27 protein-coding genes are annotated in these 19,905 nt (G+C 57.9%); 2 read left to right on the top strand and 25 right to left on the bottom strand.

The window, feature by feature from the left end; all coding sequences use genetic code 11:
* Positions 1 to 2 precede the first annotated feature (2 nt).
* The 22 genes from AACW87_RS19305 to AACW87_RS19200 form a co-directional block, all read right to left on the bottom strand.
* Positions 3 to 2,093 carry a phage tail tape measure protein gene (locus AACW87_RS19305; protein ID WP_241325872.1) on the bottom strand — a complete coding sequence of 697 codons (2,091 nt, stop codon included), beginning with the start codon at positions 2,091 to 2,093 and terminating at the stop codon, positions 3 to 5.
* A 149-nt stretch (positions 2,094 to 2,242) separates the two neighbouring features.
* Positions 2,243 to 2,518, bottom strand: a complete 276-nt coding sequence (locus tag AACW87_RS19300) for a phage tail assembly protein (protein WP_182951523.1) — start codon at positions 2,516 to 2,518, stop codon at positions 2,243 to 2,245.
* Positions 2,515 to 2,871 carry a phage tail tube protein gene (locus AACW87_RS19295; RefSeq protein WP_241325871.1) on the bottom strand — a complete coding sequence of 119 codons (357 nt, stop codon included), beginning with the start codon at positions 2,869 to 2,871 and terminating at the stop codon, positions 2,515 to 2,517. The genes AACW87_RS19300 and AACW87_RS19295 overlap by 4 nt, the downstream gene beginning before the upstream one ends.
* Positions 2,872 to 4,362, bottom strand: a complete 1,491-nt coding sequence (locus AACW87_RS19290) for a phage tail sheath subtilisin-like domain-containing protein (protein WP_241325870.1) — start codon at positions 4,360 to 4,362, stop codon at positions 2,872 to 2,874.
* On the bottom strand, positions 4,362 to 4,586 hold the full coding sequence (locus tag AACW87_RS19285) for a DUF2635 domain-containing protein (protein WP_241325869.1): 225 nt from the start codon (positions 4,584 to 4,586) through the stop codon (positions 4,362 to 4,364). The genes AACW87_RS19290 and AACW87_RS19285 overlap by 1 nt, the downstream gene beginning before the upstream one ends.
* 2 nt (positions 4,587 to 4,588) lie before the next feature.
* The gene (locus AACW87_RS19280; protein ID WP_241325868.1) at positions 4,589 to 5,272 is read right to left on the bottom strand and encodes a phage tail terminator protein; all 684 of its coding nucleotides are present in this window, start codon (positions 5,270 to 5,272) and stop codon (positions 4,589 to 4,591) included.
* Positions 5,269 to 5,790, bottom strand: coding sequence for a hypothetical protein (locus AACW87_RS19275; protein ID WP_060388636.1), 522 nt, complete (start codon positions 5,788 to 5,790; stop codon positions 5,269 to 5,271). The genes AACW87_RS19280 and AACW87_RS19275 overlap by 4 nt, the downstream gene beginning before the upstream one ends.
* 12 nt (positions 5,791 to 5,802) lie before the next feature.
* On the bottom strand, positions 5,803 to 6,168 hold the full coding sequence (locus AACW87_RS19270; protein ID WP_241325867.1) for a head-tail adaptor protein: 366 nt from the start codon (positions 6,166 to 6,168) through the stop codon (positions 5,803 to 5,805).
* Positions 6,165 to 6,485 (bottom strand): head-tail connector protein, encoded by a 321-nt coding sequence (locus AACW87_RS19265; protein WP_241325866.1) that lies wholly within the window; start codon positions 6,483 to 6,485, stop codon positions 6,165 to 6,167. The genes AACW87_RS19270 and AACW87_RS19265 overlap by 4 nt, the downstream gene beginning before the upstream one ends.
* A gap of 2 nt (positions 6,486 to 6,487) precedes the next feature.
* A complete protein-coding gene (locus tag AACW87_RS19260) occupies positions 6,488 to 6,724 on the bottom strand; it encodes a hypothetical protein (RefSeq protein ID WP_241325865.1) in 237 nt (78 codons plus the stop codon).
* A 59-nt stretch (positions 6,725 to 6,783) separates the two neighbouring features.
* On the bottom strand, positions 6,784 to 8,070 hold the full coding sequence (locus AACW87_RS19255; RefSeq protein WP_241325864.1) for a phage major capsid protein: 1,287 nt from the start codon (positions 8,068 to 8,070) through the stop codon (positions 6,784 to 6,786).
* A gap of 67 nt (positions 8,071 to 8,137) precedes the next feature.
* Entirely contained in the window at positions 8,138 to 9,076 is a 939-nt protein-coding gene (locus tag AACW87_RS19250) for a S49 family peptidase (RefSeq protein WP_241325863.1), read from the bottom strand.
* Positions 9,064 to 10,311 (bottom strand): phage portal protein, encoded by a 1,248-nt coding sequence (locus tag AACW87_RS19245; RefSeq protein ID WP_241325862.1) that lies wholly within the window; start codon positions 10,309 to 10,311, stop codon positions 9,064 to 9,066. The genes AACW87_RS19250 and AACW87_RS19245 overlap by 13 nt, the downstream gene beginning before the upstream one ends.
* On the bottom strand, positions 10,311 to 10,496 hold the full coding sequence (locus tag AACW87_RS19240; protein WP_241325861.1) for a hypothetical protein: 186 nt from the start codon (positions 10,494 to 10,496) through the stop codon (positions 10,311 to 10,313). Before AACW87_RS19240 ends, AACW87_RS19245 begins: the two co-directional genes overlap by 1 nt.
* Complete coding sequence (locus AACW87_RS19235; protein ID WP_241325860.1) at positions 10,490 to 12,211, bottom strand: terminase large subunit; 1,722 nt, start codon at positions 12,209 to 12,211, stop codon at positions 10,490 to 10,492. Before AACW87_RS19235 ends, AACW87_RS19240 begins: the two co-directional genes overlap by 7 nt.
* Positions 12,212 to 12,220: 9 nt before the next feature.
* Positions 12,221 to 12,706, bottom strand: a complete 486-nt coding sequence (locus AACW87_RS19230; protein ID WP_241325859.1) for a phage terminase small subunit P27 family — start codon at positions 12,704 to 12,706, stop codon at positions 12,221 to 12,223.
* A gap of 102 nt (positions 12,707 to 12,808) precedes the next feature.
* On the bottom strand, positions 12,809 to 13,180 hold the full coding sequence (locus tag AACW87_RS19225) for an HNH endonuclease (RefSeq protein ID WP_241325858.1): 372 nt from the start codon (positions 13,178 to 13,180) through the stop codon (positions 12,809 to 12,811).
* Positions 13,180 to 13,467: an Acb2/Tad1 domain-containing protein gene (locus AACW87_RS19220; RefSeq protein ID WP_241325857.1), complete on the bottom strand. Its 288-nt coding sequence runs from the start codon at positions 13,465 to 13,467 to the stop codon at positions 13,180 to 13,182. The genes AACW87_RS19225 and AACW87_RS19220 overlap by 1 nt, the downstream gene beginning before the upstream one ends.
* A 99-nt stretch (positions 13,468 to 13,566) precedes the next feature.
* Positions 13,567 to 14,085: a DUF2514 domain-containing protein gene (locus tag AACW87_RS19215; protein WP_241325856.1), complete on the bottom strand. Its 519-nt coding sequence runs from the start codon at positions 14,083 to 14,085 to the stop codon at positions 13,567 to 13,569.
* A complete protein-coding gene (locus tag AACW87_RS19210; protein ID WP_241325951.1) occupies positions 14,082 to 14,600 on the bottom strand; it encodes a lysozyme in 519 nt (172 codons plus the stop codon). Before AACW87_RS19210 ends, AACW87_RS19215 begins: the two co-directional genes overlap by 4 nt.
* The gene (locus tag AACW87_RS19205; RefSeq protein ID WP_241325855.1) at positions 14,587 to 14,916 is read right to left on the bottom strand and encodes a phage holin, lambda family; all 330 of its coding nucleotides are present in this window, start codon (positions 14,914 to 14,916) and stop codon (positions 14,587 to 14,589) included. Before AACW87_RS19205 ends, AACW87_RS19210 begins: the two co-directional genes overlap by 14 nt.
* 141 nt (positions 14,917 to 15,057) lie before the next feature.
* Positions 15,058 to 15,426, bottom strand: a complete 369-nt coding sequence (locus tag AACW87_RS19200; RefSeq protein ID WP_241325854.1) for a hypothetical protein — start codon at positions 15,424 to 15,426, stop codon at positions 15,058 to 15,060.
* Between the two features lie 1,293 nt (positions 15,427 to 16,719).
* On the opposite strand from AACW87_RS19200, the gene umuD reads away from it, so the two are divergent.
* Together umuD and umuC are read left to right on the top strand one after the other, a co-directional pair.
* Positions 16,720 to 17,142, top strand: coding sequence for a translesion error-prone DNA polymerase V autoproteolytic subunit (umuD, locus tag AACW87_RS19195; protein WP_241325853.1), 423 nt, complete (start codon positions 16,720 to 16,722; stop codon positions 17,140 to 17,142).
* A 2-nt stretch (positions 17,143 to 17,144) separates the two neighbouring features.
* Complete coding sequence (umuC, locus tag AACW87_RS19190) at positions 17,145 to 18,416, top strand: translesion error-prone DNA polymerase V subunit UmuC (RefSeq protein ID WP_241325852.1); 1,272 nt, start codon at positions 17,145 to 17,147, stop codon at positions 18,414 to 18,416.
* Positions 18,417 to 18,450: 34 nt separating this feature from the next.
* Here the strand turns inward: umuC and AACW87_RS19185 are convergent, their stop codons facing one another.
* Genes AACW87_RS19185 through AACW87_RS19175 form a run of 3 tightly spaced genes read right to left on the bottom strand, consistent with a single transcriptional unit; the run spans position 18,451 to position 19,798 of the window.
* Complete coding sequence (locus AACW87_RS19185) at positions 18,451 to 18,810, bottom strand: hypothetical protein (protein ID WP_241325851.1); 360 nt, start codon at positions 18,808 to 18,810, stop codon at positions 18,451 to 18,453.
* Positions 18,807 to 19,451 carry a hypothetical protein gene (locus AACW87_RS19180; RefSeq protein WP_241325850.1) on the bottom strand — a complete coding sequence of 215 codons (645 nt, stop codon included), beginning with the start codon at positions 19,449 to 19,451 and terminating at the stop codon, positions 18,807 to 18,809. The genes AACW87_RS19185 and AACW87_RS19180 overlap by 4 nt, the downstream gene beginning before the upstream one ends.
* 8 nt (positions 19,452 to 19,459) lie before the next feature.
* Positions 19,460 to 19,798: a hypothetical protein gene (locus AACW87_RS19175; protein ID WP_241325849.1), complete on the bottom strand. Its 339-nt coding sequence runs from the start codon at positions 19,796 to 19,798 to the stop codon at positions 19,460 to 19,462.
* Between the last annotated feature and the right edge of the window lie 107 nt (positions 19,799 to 19,905).

The following is a 19,905-nucleotide window of genomic DNA, read 5'->3' as shown; positions in this document are numbered from 1 at the left end:
GGTCATTTTGCATAACGTGAATAACCGACATCCGGCGACATGGACCAGCCAGGTGAGGTTTTGCCCTCATCCACACGCAGGTTTTGCGGGGCGTTTTCAAAGCGCACCACCATCTCACCGGAGACCGGGGCACTGGTGTTACTGTTGGCACCAGCGGCTGGTGAGACTGCCGCCAACGGGGATGACGCGCCGAGCCCTCCCTTGCCGCCGCTCCAGATCGCGCTGAGGGTATCCCCGCTGCGCTGCCAGATAGAGCCAACGCCATCCATGACCCCGCCTACCTTGTCACCTACCCAGCTCATGCCATCCATCAGCGGTTGCAGATAGGGTTGAATCCGCTCCCACATCCCCTTGAACCAGGCCACTATGGGTTCCCAATTTTTGATGATGATCCCGAGTGGATTGAAATCGAGGAACCCCTGCTTCAGAAACTCCCACGCCCAGCCAAAACCGGTCGTCACCGAGCCCCACAGTTCACTGAACCACGTGCTTATGGCCCCCCAGTTCTGAATGATGAGTCCCAACGGGGTGAAGTCGAGGACCCCTTTCTTCAAGAAAGCCCATACAAGTGAGAAATCTGTTTTCACAGAAGTCCATAGATCACCAAGCCAACTGCTGATGGGGCCCCAGTTCTGAATCACGATACCGAGTGGATGGAAGTTGAAAAACAGTTGTTTCAGAGATTCCCATGCCGCGCTGGCAACCACAGTAATTGACTGCCAGACCTTGGCTAACCAAGGGCCAATAGTGCCCCAGTTGGCGATGATCAGGCCTGCCGCCATAGCCACGCCGCGCAGGATCAGGCCAATAGGGGTCGCAGTCATGGCATTGCCGAAGAAGGCCATGGCCACCCCGCCGGCATAAAGCGCCAGCTTCAGAGCCGCGAATCCAGCGGCAATGCCCACCACCCCGCGTATCACTTCTGGGTTGGCAGCTGCAAACGCGCTGAATTTCTCAGCTATATCACCAAACCAGGTGACGGTATCTTTCGCCTCCCCCTGGAAGGCTCCGCCAATTGCTGCCAGACCATTCACTGCGGTACCGGTCATGGCATCCCACAGGTTACCCAGAGTGCCAAGCTGAGCGCCTACCCGTTGCTGCAGACTTGCCTGCCTGGCCATTCTTTGCTGGATCTCGTCGTAACCGGCTTTTCCCTTATCAATGATCGTTTTGAGCGCCTGTTGGGTCTCTGAGTCTGTTCCAAAGATCTTGCCAAGCACGGTCAGCTTGTCACCCTCTGTCAGCCCTTTGAGCTTATCGAGTTGCGCAAACATATTATCCAGGCCACCAAATTCGCCTTTACCATCAGTGAAGTCGAGCTTGGTCCCCTTCAACCCCATACTCCGGATCATTTGGTTGGCTTCTTTCATTTTTTTTCTGTCAAAGCCAGCCGTCATGACTTTCCGCATTGCGTTACCGGCTGACTCGCCAGCCATAGACGCCTGATCAAGCATGATGGCAAGGGGTGCCATCGCCTGCGCCGCCTTCAGTCCATCCTTGCTCACCAACTTCATCGCGGATGATGCTTTGCCAAAGAACTGGAGCATGTTGTTGTCATCCACCCCCATATAGAAGGCTTTCTGGATGGTATCGAACAGGCTCATCATATCTTTGGAGGCGGTGCCGGTGGCGTCCTGCATCTTGGCGGCGAACTCGGCGGCGGCGGCAGGAGCCTTGCCCAACTGCACGGCCAGATAGGCAGTGGCCTCGCCCACCCCACCCAACACGGTTTCGGCACTCAGACCCTGCCGCTGCAGCATGGTCATCATGTTCTGAAAATCGGCTGTGGTGCCGGGCAGCTTGTTGCCTAAACCAACCGCCAGATCGTTAATCTTCTTGAATTCGGGGCCGACCGAGCCAGCGGCATCCATCATCGCCACCTTGAGGCCGGTAGCGGCATTCTCTGACTGCGCAAAGGCAGCCAGGCTGCCACCAACTGCAGCAGCCAGCCCAGCAGCGATCGCAGGAGCCCCCTCCCCAGCACTCTGGAGATCACGCTGCCAACCTTTGATATTTTTGCGGATACCCTTGAGCGCCGGAGACAACTTGTCTACACCGGTGATCAGTGCTTTCAGTTGAAATTCATTGGCCATAAATCACCTATTTTCGGCCTTCATCAGCCGCTCACACTGGCACTCCATCAAGGCCAGGGCGTCAAAGTCATGGTGAAGGAAGGCGATGGGATCGCCCGCCTTCCACCACCTCGCCATGTCAAAGTAGCGGTCGAGAATGTCGCGCTCGGTTACCCCTTCAGGAAAAAACCGGCGACGTCCCAGGCGGCATTGTTGAGGTCGGCCGGCTCAATCTGCTCCACGGCGCTGGCCGGGATAGAGCACAGCTCGATCAGATAGCCCTTCACCTTTTTCATGTTGATGCTGATCTCCCCCTCGGGAGTCATGGTGTAAGGCAGACCCAGGCGGCAAACTTGCTCGCCGGTCGGCTTGCTGAGTGACAGTTCAGAGACTGGTTCACCATGGGCCTGAATCGGCTCGGACAGAACGATGACTTTCTTGCTCATTGATGGAACCCTTCTTTTCCGTTGAATTGCATGTCGGCGGTGCCGTCTTCAGGGTTGTGGTTGGCCTCCCCCTCCAGCCATGCGCTTTTCAACACATAGACCTGACCATTCGCCAACTCGGCGGTGATTGTCATGTCATCGCTCGTGGTGATCTTTTTGAGCGGGAAGCCCTTCGGAATTTTGAAGGACGCCTTGATGTAGGGAGACCGATGAGTCTCCTTGTAATCAACACCACCATCGAGCCCCACGATGGACTCTTTGACGTTGGTGTTAAGGGGGATCTCCATCCCCCCGGTGACTGACAGCTGCTCACCGTCAACCTTGAAATAACAAGTACCTGCGATGCGGCCCATTTATGCCTCCTGGTATTGCAGACGGAATTGGTTGAGCAGCGCGAAGACGCGCAGACCGTTGACGTAGTCCGGCGGGAACAGCACGTTGACCCGACCGGAATCGCCATCTCGTTCCACGATCAGGTACTGGGCGAACAGCTCGCTGTTTTCGACGATGCCGAGTCGCTCCATGACGCGGTATTCGCCGTTGAGCTCGCCCTTGATCACCGCCGGGGTGACGATGGCCTGCCCCTCACCAAAGCGGGTGCCGTCGTTGGCCAGCTTGTGGCGGCCATACTTGCTGGTCACCAAGGTGCGCAACCGGCGGATCACATAAGCGGAGGTGTGCAGGGTCTCGCTATCGAGATAGGAGTTGTCGGCAGCACCGTACTTGTTGCGCTGGTACATGGTGATCGCACGTTCGACCATCATCACGCCAGAACTGGCCGTCTGGGTGGCGATGCCACTGGTCAGCAGCACCTGCCGTTCGGAAATGGTGAAGCGCTTGCCGGTCGGAGCCGGCAGCAGACCGTTGAGCTCGCCGGTCTGGGTCGGCCGAGCCGGGTCGATGCGGATAAACACCGCATTGCGGGCACAGCTGGCCGCAGCCACTTCGTATGGCGACGCTGCCGTCAGCGGCTCGACGCCGATCGTGGTGACGTGCTGGCCGTTGCGGGCCTTACCGAAGGTGGAGAGTTCAGAGAGAGTGCCGCGTTTGGCGCTGTAGAGATGGCCGTAGATTTGGCGCAACCACGACCAGCGGCCGGTGGCGTCGTTCATCTCCGCCTCCAGCACATCCAACGATCCGCTGTCATGCCAGGGAGTGGCGATAAAGTCGAACGGCTCATCACCCATGGCCGCAATGGCAGCGGTCAGATCCGGCGAGCCAGCGCCGTTGCTCATGGCAGTCAGGGCCACGTTGATGCCGTTGGGCAGGGATTCGCCACCCATCACACCACGATAGTTGAGCGCCAGGTTGATATCGTTACCGGTCAGCCCCTTCCATTTTGCAGTGACCGTCACCACACCAGCAGATACGGCTGCGGTCACCGGCAGGCTGGGATCGGAATCGATCGCCGCCTTGATGCTGGATGCCACCGCAGTGGCGGCCGCAGAGGCTGGCACCCCGGCCTGCACGCGCTTGCCAGCGATGTAGAGCGAAACCACGCCGGCAGAGATGGCGGTACCGGTCACCGTGATGGTGGCGGTCGCAGCAGCGCCTGCGCTGGGCTCAGGCACGTCGATCAGCCACAGCTCGCCGAACGAATCGACATTGCGATAGGCTGCCACCATGGCGGCCAGCTGGCTGCCGGCACCGACCAGACCTGCCGCCAGGGCGGGGTTGGTGACCTGCTGCAACTGGTTCTTGCCGGTGGTGACAGAAGCCAGGCCATGGCCCAGCACCAGCGCCCGCAGGGTTTCGCTGGCGCTATTGGCCGCCGAGTTGTCCATCTCCGCATAGAACAGCGGAACCCGCAGATCGGCGGGAATATTGTTGAAGCTGACGGTCATTATTTTGCTCCCTTCTTGCTGGCCGTGACCTGAGGTGCGGCCTCGGCTGCGGGCTCTTGCTCGGCTTCCGGCTCTTGTCCAACCGGAGGTTCGATGACGACATCGCCATCAAGCTGGCGGCGATACCAATACTGGTTGGCGATCACCTCGCGCCCTTCAGCGGGCAGCAGGTCGCCGCGGTCAGGATCGGGGACCGATCGACCGTCATTGGGTTTGACGAACATGGTTATTCCTGTGGGGTTGGGGCGAATCCGAGCGGGCTGGCGTCATTCATGGCGTGAGCCAGCTTGAGCATGTTGCTGTAATCGCTGACGAATACGGTGTTGACCGGGAAGTTGAACTGATGCTCGATGATGCGCCACTCTGGCGGCACCACATCCGGGCCCAGCCCCGGGCTGATATAGTCGATACCCCACTGGTCGCCGTGACCACATAGCCCCTCAAACTCGGGGAGTGCCTCCAGCTCTTCCCATTGGCGGGTATCTTCCGAGCCGATCTCGAACTCGGCAGAGAATTCAAATTGGTAGTAGAGGTGCGCCCGATTCATATCGAGCAGGTTGCCGCCCTGATAGGTAATGCCGTCGTACTTCTTCTCGTCCGGCGACCAGCCGAGCAGGGCCTTCCAGAGCTCCTCTCGCGCCTCCTCTATAACATCAACAGAGGCTTGCCCGCGAGCGTCCTGGGTGTTGTTGATCACCACCACCACGGCGAAAGCGTCGGTGATCTTCTGCCAGTAGTCGGTCTGGCTGCGGTTTTCTTCTGCATTGTCATCGAGTGGGATGACATAGGCTGCCGGCAGGGCCAGCTTGCTGTTCTCGGCCAGCGGCTTGAACTCGGACGCACCGGCCACCCTGCCGCCAAACATGGGGCAGCGCTGGCGAATGGCCGCAATCAGCGGGCTTATCTTCATGTCGGTTTCTCCGGCCTGACCGATGCCCTCAGCGCAGTGAACAAGGTTCGCTGGATTTCGTAGCTGCGGTATTTGAGGGTTTTGGCAAAGTAGTTCTGGCGGGGGGCGATACGCCACGGCGAGCCGCCGCTGGCCCCCTTGCGGTGGCTCTTGACGCGCTTGGCGCCACGCCTGACCCCGTAAAAGAGGTATGCCGGGTAAAAGCCGTCGCTCGGGATATCTTTCGATGCCCCTTCGCCCTTGTTGTGGCTGACCTTGACCATAAAGCCCGGGCGGTTGGCGGTCGCTCGCGGCACGAAGTAGCCGATCGATTTGGCCAGATCGCCGGACTGGTAGCCAGGGGCCTGCCCGGCTCCTGATATGGCCCGCCGCGCCACTGCTCGCCGGTTATCGCGCAGCAGGGTGCGGCCGATATCGACAAATGCCCGCCTGACGCGGGCCTTGTTGAAGCGGATCTCCTGCGCGTCAGGGAAATCAACGTGGAGGTAGATGCCTGAATTGGAGTTCTCAAACGACATGGCGACCTCGTGTTATGCCGGCAGGTCAAGCTGCTCCAGTTCGACCAGCGCCCAGACGGTTTCGCCGTTGAGCGGCTCGCAGCGCTTGACCCGATAGACGGCCCCCTTGTGTACCATTTGGTGGTCACAGGTTAGCTGGCGCCAGCGGATCAGGCATTTGTGCGTCACCTTCTCGTCAATCTGCACCCCGGCCTGATAGATGCCGCCGGTGACAGGCATCAGCTTGCCCCAGACGTTGAGATGGTCGTGGTACACCTGCCTGGTGGAAAAATCCTCGGCGGGTTCTTCGGTAACGCGCCGGATCTGCAGGCGGTGCTTGAGCTCGCCTGCACTGGGCGGGCGCATCGAGTTGACGACCGATGACTGTCTGATCTTCATATTGGCATCCTGGTGTAGGGGCCAATCAGGTAGCGAAAGGCAAAGGGGACCTCGACCTTCTCGAAGTCGGAGACCGCCTCCCGGTTGTTGAACCAGTGCGCCACCATCAGCAGACCAGCGGCCTTGATGTCATCACTGATCACCAGCTGGCGATCCGTCATCTCGGCCTGCGGCGCATCGAGCAGCTCCCGATCGGTGTGCTGCTCGATAGCCCGGCGGGCGGCCCCGATGTAGAGGTTAAGCAGCAGATCCTGGCTGGCGTCATCCTCCTCGAGGCGGCACTGGTGCTTCACCTCTTCCAGCGTGATCCACGGCATAACTACTCCTCGGCTTGTCCCGGCTCGGCGTCCGCCAGCGCTTTCTTGATCACCAATTCGGCTTCGGCTGGTGACAGTCGGGTGATGTCACCACGGCTGTAGTTCTTCCAGGGGCCGGTGAAACGCACCAGCACCCGCTCATCATTGGTAGGTGCGGGATCATCGCCGCTCTGCTGTTCGTGATCGGCGTCATGGACAGGCGTCTGCCCTACGCGAGCGCCTTTCGGTGGATTAGCCATGTCGGCTCCTTGTTACAAGGGGATGAGAGAGGGCGCCAGTGCGGCGCCCTGCTGCGGCCTTACCAGGTAACCTTGGTACCCAGCGCCAGACCTTCCGGGTGACGGAAGCCCACATCGTGGTTGCCGACGAGGCGAATCAGCGACTGGTTGCGTGCAAAGGCGCTGACCAGATCTCCGTTGGTATCCACATAGGTGGCTTCAGTGGAGAAGTCCATGGTCATGTTGTCCTGCTCACCGATCACCACATCGCGCCAATCAGCGAAATAGATCTCAGACTCGTTGGTGCCGGTGCCGAGATTGGCTGGAATGGTGTTGGTATGCGCAATGGGATACCCCTTGAGCAGGCCTTTCTCCATCTCCGGATAGACCTTGTTGCCGTTGCCATCACGCAGGCCGAACAGCTTCATCCAGGTGCGCGGACTCAGCGCCCAACCCGGCATGACCATTTTGCTGTCAGAAGCCATCAACATCAGGATCAGGCCATCAAGGTATTCATCGATAGTGGTCAAACTGACAGTACCTGACCACTCCTTAACCCGGCCTGCAGCAGTTGCAAAATGCTTGAAGCCAGTTGGAGTATCGTTGGTGCCATCATCGCGCAGGAAGGCCTTATCCTCTCGCACGGACATAGCAGAGATACAATCGTCCAACACCAGCTGCTCAACGTTGAAACCAGCACACCCGATCAGCTGGTTGCTGAGGGGTACCATGGTGATCATGGTCTTGGCGGACAGTTTCACATCACCGAACTGGCTGCCAGTAGCACGAGCATCCTTACCTTCACCAACGTAGCTGGACTGGGCACCGCCAGTCATACGCGCCATAGACAGATTACCGTTTGGCAGCGGCAATACTCGGGCGCCCAGCTTGCGAACTACCGTTTGCGGGCGCAGCAGCTCGATCACCTCAGAGTGCAGGGTCTCGGGGATCAGGGCCCCGCCTGAGCCGGCAGCGGTGCTGATGGCCATGGCCACCTGCTTATCGCCGATCTCTTTAGCTGCGAACTGCTCTGCCATCTTCAGGTCGCCCTTGCCGGCAGCGACAGCCATCGCCATACGGGCAAAACCGGCGCCAGGGTACTGTTTGGCTTCCTGCTTCACATGGATGGCCGGAGGCGCCTGGGAGCCGTGAGCGTTGACCGGTACCGCCTGCTGCGCCATCAGCCGCTCGGAGCTCTCCTGGCGGGCGATGGCGGCGCTGATCTTGTTCGCTTCGCTCTCCAGGTCGGCAAACTGCTGCAGTTGCTCGTCGGTGAGAGCAGTGCCGCTGGCTTCGAGTTCTGCCAAGGCTTTGACCTGGGCGGCGATTTCGCCACGCTCGCGGCGGAGGGCTTCGATAGTTTTCATCGATTGGTTTCCTTTGAACATAAAAAAAGCCCCTTTCGGGGCTTGTTGGATGGGTTCCGCCGCTGGGCTAGAACTGGTTCTGCAATTCGATGGCGCGGGCCCGCAGGCCGATGCTTTGCGCCGGTTTGGTCGGCTTGGCCACGCTGGCGGCCAGGCCGTTGAGATAATCCTGCGGGTTGGCCAGTTCGTCGGCCAGACCGTTGTTGACCGCCTCTGCACCGCTGTAGAGGGTGGCCTCGGTGGCTTTCACCTGCTCGACGGACAGGCCGCGATAGCGGGCCACTGAGCTGATAAACAGGTCGTAGGCCTGATCCATGCGGTGGTTGATGGCCGCCATGGCGCCATCGCTGAGGGGCTCGTGGGGGGTGCCGTCCTTTTTGCGGGCACCGCGGTAGAAGGTGGTGAACTTGAGCCCAACCTCCTCCTCCCACTTGCTCACCTCCATGTGCTCCATGATGACGCCAACAGAGCCGCAGCCGCCGGTTTCGCTGACCACCACCTTGCTACAGGCTGAGGCAATGAAGTAGGCCGCCGAGTAGGCTGAGAAGTTGACCAGCGCGGTGATCGGCTTGACGCTGCGCTTGGCATAGATGTAGTCGGCCAGCTCCTTGCAGCCGACCGCATGGCCACCGCCGGAGTTGATATCGAGCACGATCTCTTTGACCCGCTCGTCGGCGAGGGCCGTGGCGATCTGCGACCGCGCCCACTCGTAACTGGTCAGTTCGGTGCAGGCGCCATCGATTTGACCGCGCCGCGCTACCAGAATGCCGTGCAGCGGGATCACCGCCAGCCCTTCCACGCGGTACTGCGATTCGCTGCGGGCCTCGAGCTGTTTGGGCTCCAGCGCATCCGACAGGTAATCGGCGGCCATCACCTCAATCTGGCTGCCCAGCATGCGGGGCATCAGCAGGCTCTTGACCCCTGCCAGCACCTCCTGGGTGACATAGAGCGGACACCCGAACACCTGGCTGGCCAGGTGCGGGTAGTTGATCATCAGCTTCGGCATAGGATGGCCTCGATTTCCGTGATTTGTTCCTGGGTCGCCTGGGTGATGCCTTGCGGCAGCTTGCCGGTAGAGACCATGTTGAGCGGGGTCAGGTAGATATCGCCACCCTGGATCGGGGGCAGGTTTTCCAACCGGCGGATATCGTTGACGCTGAGCCAGCCCCACTGGCGGCCGAGGGCGTATGACTCGTAACGGGACTTCTGGTCTGCCCGCAGCAGGCCGGAGAGGTTGAACTCGATATAGAGGTCTTTGCGCTCACGCGGCAGCAGCAGGTCGCGCATCATGGCGGCCTCAATGCGTTTGACCCACGGCAGCAGGGTGTAGATGACGAACTGCAGCCCCTGATGCTCGATGTTGTTGTTGGTTGCCCGATCCAGCTCGCCGATCATGTGCGGCGGGACCTTGTATAGGCGGCAGATTTCGATGGCGCCATATTTGCGCGACTCGAGCAGTTGGCTCTGCTCGTTGGTCATCGCCATCTGTTTGTAGCTCAAGCCGTCCTGCAGGATGGCCACGCCGAAAGAGTTGCGAGCCCCAGCGTAGGCATCAACAAACTTCGCCTTGAACTGCTCCAGTGACTCTTGGGTTGTGAATGGCTTGCCGGGGGTTTCGATTGTTCCTGACAGGGTGGTGCCGTTGGCAAATACCGATCCGGCATGCTCATCCACCGCCATGGCCAGCCCGATTGCATCCGGATTGCTCTGGATCGGCGAGACGCCGAGGTAACCATCCAGACTGAAGGCCTTGACGTGATGCACCATCCGCATCGGCAGGATCTGGTTGCTACCATCCAGCAGTTGATAGTAAGGCAGCCCGTCAGGCCCCTTGAGCACCATGATCTTGTCCGGATTTACCGGGATCAGCTCGGTGATATAGCCGTCGCCACTGCGCTCGATCAGGCTGTAGCTGTTGCCGCGCAGGCCGAGGTGGCCCATGCGCTGCTCGTTGAATTCGAAGCAGGTGTCTTTCTGGTTGGGGCAGGCGTGGATGATGTCGTACAGCGGGTGGTCGGCCGCCCGGGTGCGGCTATCGTCGCTACGCTGGTAGAGCTCGCACGGTAGCTGGGCAATGGATTCAGCCAGCAGGGTGACGCAGGCGCGGACAGTGCCCTGCGCCAGCGCAGACTCCGGCGTGACCATGACGCCTGCCTTGCTGCGCCGCGCCCCTACGCTCGAGATCCACTGACTGAAGTTGCCACCGCCACCCCTGCGCTCAAACAGGAATGGGAAGAACATCAGTCACCACCTCGCTGTTTGTTGTTTTGGTGCCAGGCGATGGCACGACTCAACCAGGCAGACCAGACCAGCGCCAACAGGCCACCGACCACCCAGCCGAGCGGGGCAGACCAGAGCCAGGCGCCATAGGTCAGCGCGGCGGCACCCAGCAGGCCCACCAGAAAGGCGATGATGTTCATCAGCATAGGACGTCCGTGGTTTCGTAAATGGATTTGGTATTGCCGCGGCCCGCGACCATGGCGCGGCCGATGGCCATCATGAGCGCGACAGCGCCGTCAATTTTCTGATCAGCAGACTCCTTGACCGGGCGCACCACATCATCGTTACCGGGCAGGTTCTTACCGATCACGTTGCCGATACACCAGGTCATCAGGCTGTTGCCATCGTGATGGAAACGGCCGGACTGAATGGCGGCCTCCAGCTCTCGCATCGGGTCGCTCATGTTGGTGTAGTTCTGGGTGATGGAGATGGGGGTCAATCCCTCATCTGCCAGATCGTGAGCCAGTGCGGTTGCGCCTGCCGGGTCGAGCGGGACTTCCAGCACGTTGCCACTGGCGGCCGCCTCTTTGGCTACGGCCAGGATTTCGCGATAGTCGATCTCGGCACCTTCTGTGGTGCTGAGCTCGCCAAGGTTCATCCATTTCTGGTAACGCTCTGCCAGTCGCCGGTTGTCGGTGTTGAAGGCCGTATCTTCCGGTACCCAGAACTCTGGGGCTATCGAGTAGTAGTGGCGCTTGCCGTCAATATCTCGCCAGAACAGTCTGGCCATGGAGTTCATGTCAAGCTTGCGGGCAAGGTCGAACGAGAGGATCAGCTCCTGCCCCTCGAACTGCTCCAGCGTCAGACTGCGATCTTCGCAGGCCTTCCATGCCTCCATGTTGTAGTAGGCAGTTTTGGCCGACACCCAGACGTTGAGGTGCTTGGTCTTGAAGATGTTGGCAAAGCGGGCCGACTTGATGGCCTTGGCCTGTTGTGCCAGCAGGTATTCGGAGTAGACGGAGACGCCCATGTTGGGGTTGGCCTTGGCCAACACCTTGGGGTCAGTCCAGTCGTCACCCTCGTCAATGGTGTAGATGATGCCGAACAGCTCATCATCTGGCACCGTGCCCGCCAGCATTTCGATCACCTCCCGCCGCTTGTCGTAGCAGGGGCCATCGATGTTGTAGCCAGCAGTGGTGATGACCCACATCAGCGGTTGGCGGCGGGCGCCCATACCGGTGATCATGGTGGTGTAGAGGTCATCCGTGTCGTGCTCGTGGTATTCATCCACGATGGCACAGGATGGCGACTGGCCATCACCTGGGTTGCCAATCAGCGGCTCGAAGCGGGCGCCGTCAGAGGGGATATTCAGGTTGCTGGCGTTGACCTCGATACCAAAGTGATCGAGTAGCGCCTGGGTGCGCTTGGCCATCAGGCGGGCGGGGCGAAACACCTCCCACGCCTGTTTTTCTGTGGTGGCGCCGGAGTAAACCTCGGCGCCAAATTCGTTGTCTGCCGCGAAGCAGTAGAGGCCGACCGGCGCAGAGAGCGCCGACTTGCCGTTTTTACGCGGGATCTCGTTGTAGACCTCGCGGAAGCGGCGCAGGCCGCTCCCCTTGCGCACCCAGCCAAAGACGCAGCAGATGATGAACATTTGCCACGGCTCAAGGTTCAGGGTCTGGCGCTTGAACGCCCACTCCCCCTTGGTATGGGGCATGAGCTGGATAAATGTGGCGGCTCGCTCTGCCTTGTCCTTGTCGAACCGAAACCGAAACTTGGCCGACTTCTCTTTGGCCAGATCATCGAGGTGGCGCTGGCAGGCCTGGATGACATAGCGACAGGCGGGGATCTTGCCGCGCACCACGTCGCGGGCGTAGCCGTTTGCCACGTTGACATAGGGATAACTTTTGCGTGTTGCCATCGGTCATCCCTACAAAGCTGCGAACGGGTTCCCCCCTCCCTGTTTCTTGTTGCCTCCGATCAGGCGTGAGCGGCTGGACGGGTCCAGCCCAAGCAGAGAGCCGTAGCTGGTCATCTGCTTGAGTGATTCGTTGGCCACCGTACAGGCGGGGTTTTTGACCGGCCCGCCGGTTGCCCCTTCGACAACCAGGCCATGTTTGGCGATCTCGATTTCCGCTCTGCGCCAGCGCGAGTATGCCGCGCAGAAGGCCTCGAGGTTGTGCAGGTCGGTGACACAGAGCACCTCGGCACCGCAGAGCTCACGGATCACCATGTCCCACATGGTCGGGGCCCACTGATCCTCTGCCAGCCATTCAGGGCATGCGACATAGAGCAGCGGGGTGAAGGTGGGCTCGGCGTTGTTCAGCGAGCGCTTGCCAGGGTTGCCGGCCAGCCGCTTCAGCGCCGTCGGTTTGGGCTTGCGACCTTGACCAGGCGCTCTTGGTGCCCCTGCCATCGCGCCCTCCATTTAAATTTTTAATTTCGCGGGTATAAAAATCTGACCGGGCTGGCAGTCACGAAGGCGAAAAGGTGGAAGGATTTGATCCCCCCCCTCCCCTCAGGATTGCCCGTGGCGGCCAGCGGAGGCCTCCTGCTGCGTCTTCTGCTTGTGACAGCACCGGCAGATGGCCTCGAGGTTGGTATCGTCATCCGTGCCGCCTGCGGCCTTTGGCACGATGTGGTCAACGGCATAGGCGGAGGTAATGATCCCCTTGCGTATGCAGGGCTGACACAATCCGCGATCTCGCTGCATGATGCGCTCGCGGCGCTTGCGCCAGCTGGTACCATAGCCACGCTCGGATGATGACTTGGCAGCGACACGCCGCCAGCCGACAGCCTGCCCCGCATGGTCTGCACAATACCCGCCTGGGGCATCGGTCAGTGCATGACACCCTTTGGCCCGGCAGATCTGCTTAATACGTGGTGGCATCACACACCGGCAGGCTGGGCAACAGCACGAACCAGCGCCATAACGCCGGTTTGGATGTCTTTCTTACCGATAGCCGCCCAGTGAAGATCCTCTGCTTCAAAGAAACGAGCTTGGTCCTCTTCGCTGCCATAAACCATTACCGCAGCCTGCTGCTGGACGATTACGGTTACCAACGAGGCGTGCAGAGACAGCAGCTCGGTTCCCTTCTCCTTGATGCGGTTCATCAGGTCGATCTCTTCCTGGCTCAGCTCGCGGTAACCTTTGATCTGGCGGTGTTGGTTTTCCATGATTGGTCTCGGCGATGGATAAAATAGGGCGCCGCACCGGTGCGCTGTTACACGGGACGACCCGTCATTTTGGAGAGTGACTCCGGTGCGGCAATTCGGTTAATGGGGTGAGGTCAGGGAGAGGTAGGCTCTTTGGCAGGCCAGACCTGATGTTCGAGCTCGGTCATACGCTCTTGCCAGCTCTCCCGCTCGCGCATCAGCCCGGCCGAGCAACTCGGCGAACACCACGGCGGGCTGTCCGGCTGCAGCGCCTGACTGGGTAACGCCGGAATGGCTGGCGCACGGACTGACTCTTGCTGCCAATCGGCGGGCTTGCTCGTGCAGCCCAGCAGCAACAGCGCTGGCAGCAGCAGCGTCACTTTCAGCCCGGGCCATCTCTTGTTCGGCGTCATGTCTTACCTTCTCGATATCAGCCTGACGGCGCTGCTCGGCCTCGCGGGCCGCAATAACCGCATCAGCTCTCGCAGTAGCCAGTTCGGTTGCCTGCTTGTCCCACTTGCCCTGCCACTCGGTGGCGGTGACGCTGACCCCATGGCTATAGGCCAACCACAGGCAGGCCAGTGAGCCGGCGAGCGCCAGCAAGTAGGGAAGGATTCGGCGGAAAAGGGCATACATCATGCAGCAGCTACTCCCTTGCGGATGGCATCAGCGCCGCCCATTCCCCTGAAGAGGCATTCCTCGGCAGCACGTCGGCGGATAAGGCCGCGCATCACCTTGCCGTCGTTCTTGTTCCACTTGCGGAACTCGAGCGCCGCGCCTTCATAGTCGCCGACGTTCAGCTTACGCAGCAGGGTGGAGTCGCCCAGGCCTTCGGCGATGGTGTCGGCATCAATATCAGGGCCGACGTTGTAGGCGAACAGCACCAGGGCATCGAACTGGCCCTGATTGACTGGCACCTTGACCAGCGACAACACATCACGCTCGAAGCGTGCAATGTCCACCAGGAACGCGGCATCAGCCTGTTCCTGCGTCCACACCAGCCCGGGCTTTACTTCGGGTCCGGTATGCCCCCAGCCGATGGTCCATGGCTCCCCGTTCTTGCTGCCAGGGTCAGGGTAGGCCTTCAGCTTGCAGCTCTCGAAGTAGTGAGCCACTGCAACGCCATCCGGTGAAATGCGGTTAGCCTTGACCATCGCCAAACCTCCGATCCAGCATGCGACCAGCAAACTCACGGATCTTCTCTACCCCGAGAAAACCGATAGAGCCGCCGACAAAGCCAGAAGCCGTTGCCGGAATGCCGAGCAGATCCAGCCCGGACATCACCGACAGCGAAATAGCGCCACACAAGGCAGATTCCAGCAGGCGCTGCCGTATCGCTCCGCCGGAGTAGGTCACCCTCAACCAGGAGATCACCACCGACAGGATAAAGCCGTACAAAGCGGGCCAGTGGGCATCGGCCCAGGCCAGCAGCCAGGCCAGCAGGCCCAGGTCTTTTTCAGGCATCTTCATACCCACCACCCCGCGGGGCTCCAGAAACGAAAAAACCCCGGCGCAGCCGAGGTTTGGAATCAGAAAACAAAAAAGACCACATCCGTTAGGGTGCAGTCTTCCATCATTGGCAATCACTCTACACAAAATTGCTTTTAGCTGTCAACTGCCTTCCACCGGCAAATTGTTCCACCACACATCGAATGATGCGGCGCTCGCCATGCTGTCCGGAGCCCCGACCATAACGGCATGATGGATCTGGCTCATGTCATAACGGGTAACCTGTACACCAGCCATTAGAGCATCCCCGCCAGCTGTGCGTGTTACCAACTTAACAGGCTTGGTAAAAAGTACTGAGCACTGCTCTGCCAGCGGACCTGGCAAACTTCCATCCAACCCTTGCACGCACATGCTGGCCTGCGTCTGCAATAGGTTATGCTTACCGCCCACCACCACGGCGGATCCACTGGCCAGCAGATATATCCCATACCCAGCCATGGATAGCCCGACCAATCCCTTGATATCCATCATCTCTTCTCAACTCCAGTTCTGCGATATAAACCAACGTAGCGAGCAACCCACCGTCACGAGCCATCTGCTGCAATGCGGTCAGCTCTGCCCTACATGCCCCCATATCTCTCCCGCATCTCTCCAGCTCCAAGAGCGCCTTCATGAGAGCCGAGTTTCCATTTCCAAGCAGTTGTTCAACGCGGAACTCCATGAAATTACCCTCATGAGTTTCGCATGCGAAAATCCCTCTCCCCAGCCAATAATTCAGTGGGTATTCTTTCGTCAACATAATAACGGGCCTCCGGCATCGTCTGCTCGGATGAAAATTTGAATGCGTGAGTGATTAGGCATGAGTTGCCAGTGCCGCTAATTTACAGATATGGAATTTGTTATGTCAATAACTTAGACGAAAAAATTATCCTGGGGTGTTATTAAAAACTTTCTCGTTCAGTACGGATTCTACAAAGAGTAGAATTTTTCCACTCTCTGTGGATTTAAGTTTACCCTTTCCATAAACCCGAGTTAACACTTTTTCGAAAAGCAATACATGAAATAGCTACCAATGTCTTAGTGAGACATTCATGGCAATAGAATCGACTATGTTCATTCATGCTTAATTACCTGATAAAAGCACTCGTATACCCTTTCGCATCATTGCTGGTTTGGCCATCCTCACCAATCACTTACGTCCATGCTGTCATTGAACATCTGACAACGAACTGCAATGCGCTTGCTTTGACAGGCTTCAAGTCTGATTGCACCTCAAGATTGCAATGTTGACGAAGGGCGGCGCCGAACTTGATGGGTCACCTTTGAATCCATGCGATACATCCAATCACCGCCGAACCTGCATGCTGCCTGACTTTAATGGACTATCTACTTTTGTGATACTGCAATGATTATATTATCACAGCATCAGATAATCATGACCGGTTGACCATAATCAAGATTTCAATATTGATTGTTAGGATGTTCACATGTACCAACATTCACATTGAATGCATTGCGAAAAATGGTTTTAAGCGGACAGTTCACCAAGCACTAAAATGATTTTAAGAACGTAGCGTAAAACCCTTTAACGATGGCAATCACTTTGCCGCCATAGGCAAACACAAGTTGCTTATATAGTATTTATAAAATGCCTTAACCGGCGCCGAGTTAATGAATGTCTGACCAAGACATTTTAGCCGCTAAAATGATTTTAATTGACAGATCGGGCGCCAGAGTAAACTGAAGTACACCTCAACTGACACCCGATGCGGCCAGTCAAAGCCCTTGCTATACTGTACAAATACACAGTAACGAGCCACATCCATGTTCGCCATCCCAGCACTATCTCCTGACAGCCTTGAGCTGCCACTGTTCCTCTCGCCTGCCGTCTGTGGCTTCCCCAGCCCGGCGCAGGACTACATCGAGCAGACCATCGACCTCAACCTGATCTGCGTGGAGCACCCGGCGGCCACCTTCTATGTGCGGGCCAGTGGGCACAGCATGGTAGGAGAAGGCATCAATGATGGTGACCTGCTGATCATCGACCGGGCTATCACTGCACGCCAAGGCTCCATTGTGCTGGCCTGCCTGGATGGCGAGTTCACCGTCAAGAAGCTGCAGGAGCACCCCTGCCCCGCCCTGCTGCCAGCCAACCCTGATTTTCCGCCGATATACCCGCAAGAAGGCCAAGAGCTGGAAATCTTCGGGGTCGTCACCTTCGTGCTCCACAAGACCAAGCTGGGGTAACCATGCCAACCGCCATCGCCCTGGTCGACGTCAACAACTTCTATGCCTCCTGCGAACGTCTGTTCCGGCCAGATCTCAAGGGGCGGCCTATCGTGGTGCTCTCCAACAACGATGGCTGTGTCGTGGCCCGCAGTGCCGAAGCCAAAGCCATGGGGATCAAGATGGGGGTGCCCTACTTCCAGATCCGGGATACCTACGAGGCGCAGGGCGGCATCTGGTTCAGCTCCAACTACGCCCTCTATGGCGATATGTCCCAGCGTGTGATGACGACCCTGGAAGGCATGGCGCCGACAGTCGAGGTCTACAGCATTGATGAGGCATTTGTTGAACTTAGCGAGAGCTGGGCCGGCGACCTGGTGGCATATGGTCGCCAGATCCGCGAACGGGTGCAACAGTGGACGGGGCTCACCGTTGGGGTCGGCATCGGCCCCACCAAGACCCTGGCCAAGCTGGCGAACTACGCTGCCAAGAAATGGCCGGCCACCGGCGGCGTAGTCGACTTGCGCGATGAAGCCCGGCGGGCCAAGCTGATGGCTATTACCCCGATCGAGGAAGTATGGGGGATTGGCCGGCGGCTGACGGCCAAGCTGGAATCTCAGGGGATCCGCACGGTGGCCGAACTGGTCGCAGCCGACCCCAGGAGCCTGCGGCGCCAATATGGGGTTGTGGTTGAGAGAACGGTGCAGGAACTGCGGGGGATCCCCTGCGCGGACCTCGAGCAGCTTGCGCAGGCCAAACAGCAGATCATCTGCTCTCGCTCCTTTGGTGAGCGGATCACCGCCATGGGGACCATGCATCAGGCCCTCGCCGGCTACATGGAGCGGGCCGCCGAGAAGCTCAGGGCCGAGGGCATGTGCTGCCGCCATGTCACCCTGTTTATCCGGACCAGCCCATTCAGCGACCGGGCCCCCTATTACGGCGAGCAAGTCTGCACCAAGCTGACCCTACCTACCAACGACACACGGGCGCTGCTGGCCCTGATCTCTCCTCTGCTCTCCCATATCTGGCGAGATGGGCACCGCTATCAGAAGGGGGGAGTCATGTTGGCCGACTTCACCCCCATCGGCATGCAGCAAGGGGATCTGTTCGCCGGCGAGCAACAGGCACCGAACAGCGAGGCGCTGATGCAAGTGATTGACAAGATCAACCGTGGGAACTTGGGAAAGGTCTATTTCGGGGCGCGTGGTGGGAGTGCCAGGGAATGGATGATGAAACGGGAGCAACTGAGCCCTCGCTATACAACATCAATTGGGGATTTACCTTTGGCAACTTAGCCATATAGAGATAAGAGGAGGCTTAGGATTGATTCTAAGCCGCCTCTTTCGAGGTAGGTTTTGCTGCCTCAGGTTTCATGGCTGCCTCGGAGCGAATAAAAGTAGTTCTCAAACACAGCCCAACTAGCAGCAACCAGATTAACCATGTTAGTCCATGACACAGAACTGTTGTTGTTGCGTATGAGAAACTCACTTTAGCATAAGGCCCAAAATTTTTCTGAATCATCCAAGTGATGATGCATCCAGCAAGGAACCCCAGCACATCCGAATACAAGTTCAGCTTATGGTTGTCCTTTGCTGGAAACTTGGAAAAAAAACTGGCAGCCAACTCAGGCATGGCCTTTCCAAGGCTATCTAAAAGTTGTTCATATGGGACTTTAGGCTCGTCACTCATGGGTCAACATGCTTCCGACTAGAACCTAAAACAAGCTCTCGCATTTCATTGATTTTATTAAGCTGAATTGCGCAAGACCCTACAACTCCAAAAGCTGATATAGCACCAGGGATCAAGGCAAGGAACCAGCCTGCACCGACGCCCCAAAAGACAAAGGCAACCAATACAAGAAGAAAAAGGCCACATGTTAAATTTATGGCGGCTCTAAGCTGCCGTTCCTTCGGTAGCCATTCGTGATTGAATGTAGTCATAGCATCCTCCATGTGAACACCGGAGTCAGTGCCAACTGCTATCCCTTCGGCACTATGTACATCCACCCGTACTGTTCTTTCATCGTATCCCACTGAAGACAGTCCGTCATCATCATCCTGACGTTTAAGCCTAGTCGCGTCGACAGGGATAGATATTGTAGAAATCAACCTGTAACTTCTTGGAGCATCGGCAGGCGGTGCCATTCCTATAGTTAAAGCCAGCGCAGCTGCACACGCAAAAGGCTTAGAAGACCATGCATGAGCATCATAGTTACCGGAAGAGGAAGCACCTATCTCGTTGGATGTACGAAAATCAAGAACTCCAACAACTTCTGGTCTCCCCCCCGTTGGCTTAGTCGCCAAAGTAACTACATTCATAGCACTGGTCATGCTGTTAGTCATTGCGCTTGAGCTCTCCGCTGTTTCTCGATCTCTAAAGCTGCGTTACTAAGAAGCTCTCCTAAAGCCTTCAAAGTAGCAAGATTTAAAGACAATGCAGCAACATGCTCTCTTACCGGCACAACTTCAATGTTACCAGATGGCAATACACCGCCTGGGACCCCATCTACAGCAACAAACTTCTCGCGAACACAAGAAACACGGTCAACGAAAAAGGATAGTTCAATCATGTCTTGAACCACGTTAACAGTAGCACCACTTGAAACATTCAGTTGGTAGTTCGGAGACTTTGTATGCTCCAGAAACTCAGGGACTTTGATGTCGTTCAAAAGACTCATATGAATCCACCTTAGATATATGCCCGGTATAATGCCACTTTACCAAGCAAACTGATAGTTAAAAATAATATCTGGATGGAACTTGATGATGATCACTAAAATAAAAT

The sequence above is a fragment of the Aeromonas sp. MR7 genome, from assembly GCF_963899385.1.
Lineage (GTDB): Bacteria > Pseudomonadota > Gammaproteobacteria > Enterobacterales > Aeromonadaceae > Aeromonas > Aeromonas bestiarum.
This window is presented reverse-complemented; position numbering and strand designations above follow the sequence as displayed.

Bases quoted from the DNA above. Each gene is read 5' to 3' on its own strand.
- AACW87_RS19305 (WP_241325872.1), bottom strand. From the start codon at position 2,093: ATGGCCAATGAATTTCAACTGAAAGCACTGATCACCGGTGTAGACAAG.
- AACW87_RS19300 (WP_182951523.1), bottom strand. From the start codon at position 2,518: ATGAGCAAGAAAGTCATCGTTCTGTCCGAGCCGATTCAGGCCCATGGT.
- AACW87_RS19295 (WP_241325871.1), bottom strand. From the start codon at position 2,871: ATGGGCCGCATCGCAGGTACTTGTTATTTCAAGGTTGACGGTGAGCAG.
- AACW87_RS19290 (WP_241325870.1), bottom strand. From the start codon at position 4,362: ATGACCGTCAGCTTCAACAATATTCCCGCCGATCTGCGGGTTCCGCTG.
- AACW87_RS19285 (WP_241325869.1), bottom strand. From the start codon at position 4,586: ATGTTCGTCAAACCCAATGACGGTCGATCGGTCCCCGATCCTGACCGC.
- AACW87_RS19280 (WP_241325868.1), bottom strand. From the start codon at position 5,272: ATGAAGATAAGCCCGCTGATTGCGGCCATTCGCCAGCGCTGCCCCATG.
- AACW87_RS19275 (WP_060388636.1), bottom strand. From the start codon at position 5,790: ATGTCGTTTGAGAACTCCAATTCAGGCATCTACCTCCACGTTGATTTC.
- AACW87_RS19270 (WP_241325867.1), bottom strand. From the start codon at position 6,168: ATGAAGATCAGACAGTCATCGGTCGTCAACTCGATGCGCCCGCCCAGT.
- AACW87_RS19265 (WP_241325866.1), bottom strand. From the start codon at position 6,485: ATGCCGTGGATCACGCTGGAAGAGGTGAAGCACCAGTGCCGCCTCGAG.
- AACW87_RS19260 (WP_241325865.1), bottom strand. From the start codon at position 6,724: ATGGCTAATCCACCGAAAGGCGCTCGCGTAGGGCAGACGCCTGTCCAT.
- AACW87_RS19255 (WP_241325864.1), bottom strand. From the start codon at position 8,070: ATGAAAACTATCGAAGCCCTCCGCCGCGAGCGTGGCGAAATCGCCGCC.
- AACW87_RS19250 (WP_241325863.1), bottom strand. From the start codon at position 9,076: ATGCCGAAGCTGATGATCAACTACCCGCACCTGGCCAGCCAGGTGTTC.
- AACW87_RS19245 (WP_241325862.1), bottom strand. From the start codon at position 10,311: ATGTTCTTCCCATTCCTGTTTGAGCGCAGGGGTGGCGGTGGCAACTTC.
- AACW87_RS19240 (WP_241325861.1), bottom strand. From the start codon at position 10,496: ATGCTGATGAACATCATCGCCTTTCTGGTGGGCCTGCTGGGTGCCGCC.
- AACW87_RS19235 (WP_241325860.1), bottom strand. From the start codon at position 12,211: ATGGCAACACGCAAAAGTTATCCCTATGTCAACGTGGCAAACGGCTAC.
- AACW87_RS19230 (WP_241325859.1), bottom strand. From the start codon at position 12,706: ATGGCAGGGGCACCAAGAGCGCCTGGTCAAGGTCGCAAGCCCAAACCG.
- AACW87_RS19225 (WP_241325858.1), bottom strand. From the start codon at position 13,180: ATGCCACCACGTATTAAGCAGATCTGCCGGGCCAAAGGGTGTCATGCA.
- AACW87_RS19220 (WP_241325857.1), bottom strand. From the start codon at position 13,467: ATGGAAAACCAACACCGCCAGATCAAAGGTTACCGCGAGCTGAGCCAG.
- AACW87_RS19215 (WP_241325856.1), bottom strand. From the start codon at position 14,085: ATGATGTATGCCCTTTTCCGCCGAATCCTTCCCTACTTGCTGGCGCTC.
- AACW87_RS19210 (WP_241325951.1), bottom strand. From the start codon at position 14,600: ATGGTCAAGGCTAACCGCATTTCACCGGATGGCGTTGCAGTGGCTCAC.
- AACW87_RS19205 (WP_241325855.1), bottom strand. From the start codon at position 14,916: ATGAAGATGCCTGAAAAAGACCTGGGCCTGCTGGCCTGGCTGCTGGCC.
- AACW87_RS19200 (WP_241325854.1), bottom strand. From the start codon at position 15,426: ATGATGGATATCAAGGGATTGGTCGGGCTATCCATGGCTGGGTATGGG.
- umuD (WP_241325853.1), top strand. From the start codon at position 16,720: ATGTTCGCCATCCCAGCACTATCTCCTGACAGCCTTGAGCTGCCACTG.
- umuC (WP_241325852.1), top strand. From the start codon at position 17,145: ATGCCAACCGCCATCGCCCTGGTCGACGTCAACAACTTCTATGCCTCC.
- AACW87_RS19185 (WP_241325851.1), bottom strand. From the start codon at position 18,810: ATGAGTGACGAGCCTAAAGTCCCATATGAACAACTTTTAGATAGCCTT.
- AACW87_RS19180 (WP_241325850.1), bottom strand. From the start codon at position 19,451: ATGACCAGTGCTATGAATGTAGTTACTTTGGCGACTAAGCCAACGGGG.
- AACW87_RS19175 (WP_241325849.1), bottom strand. From the start codon at position 19,798: ATGAGTCTTTTGAACGACATCAAAGTCCCTGAGTTTCTGGAGCATACA.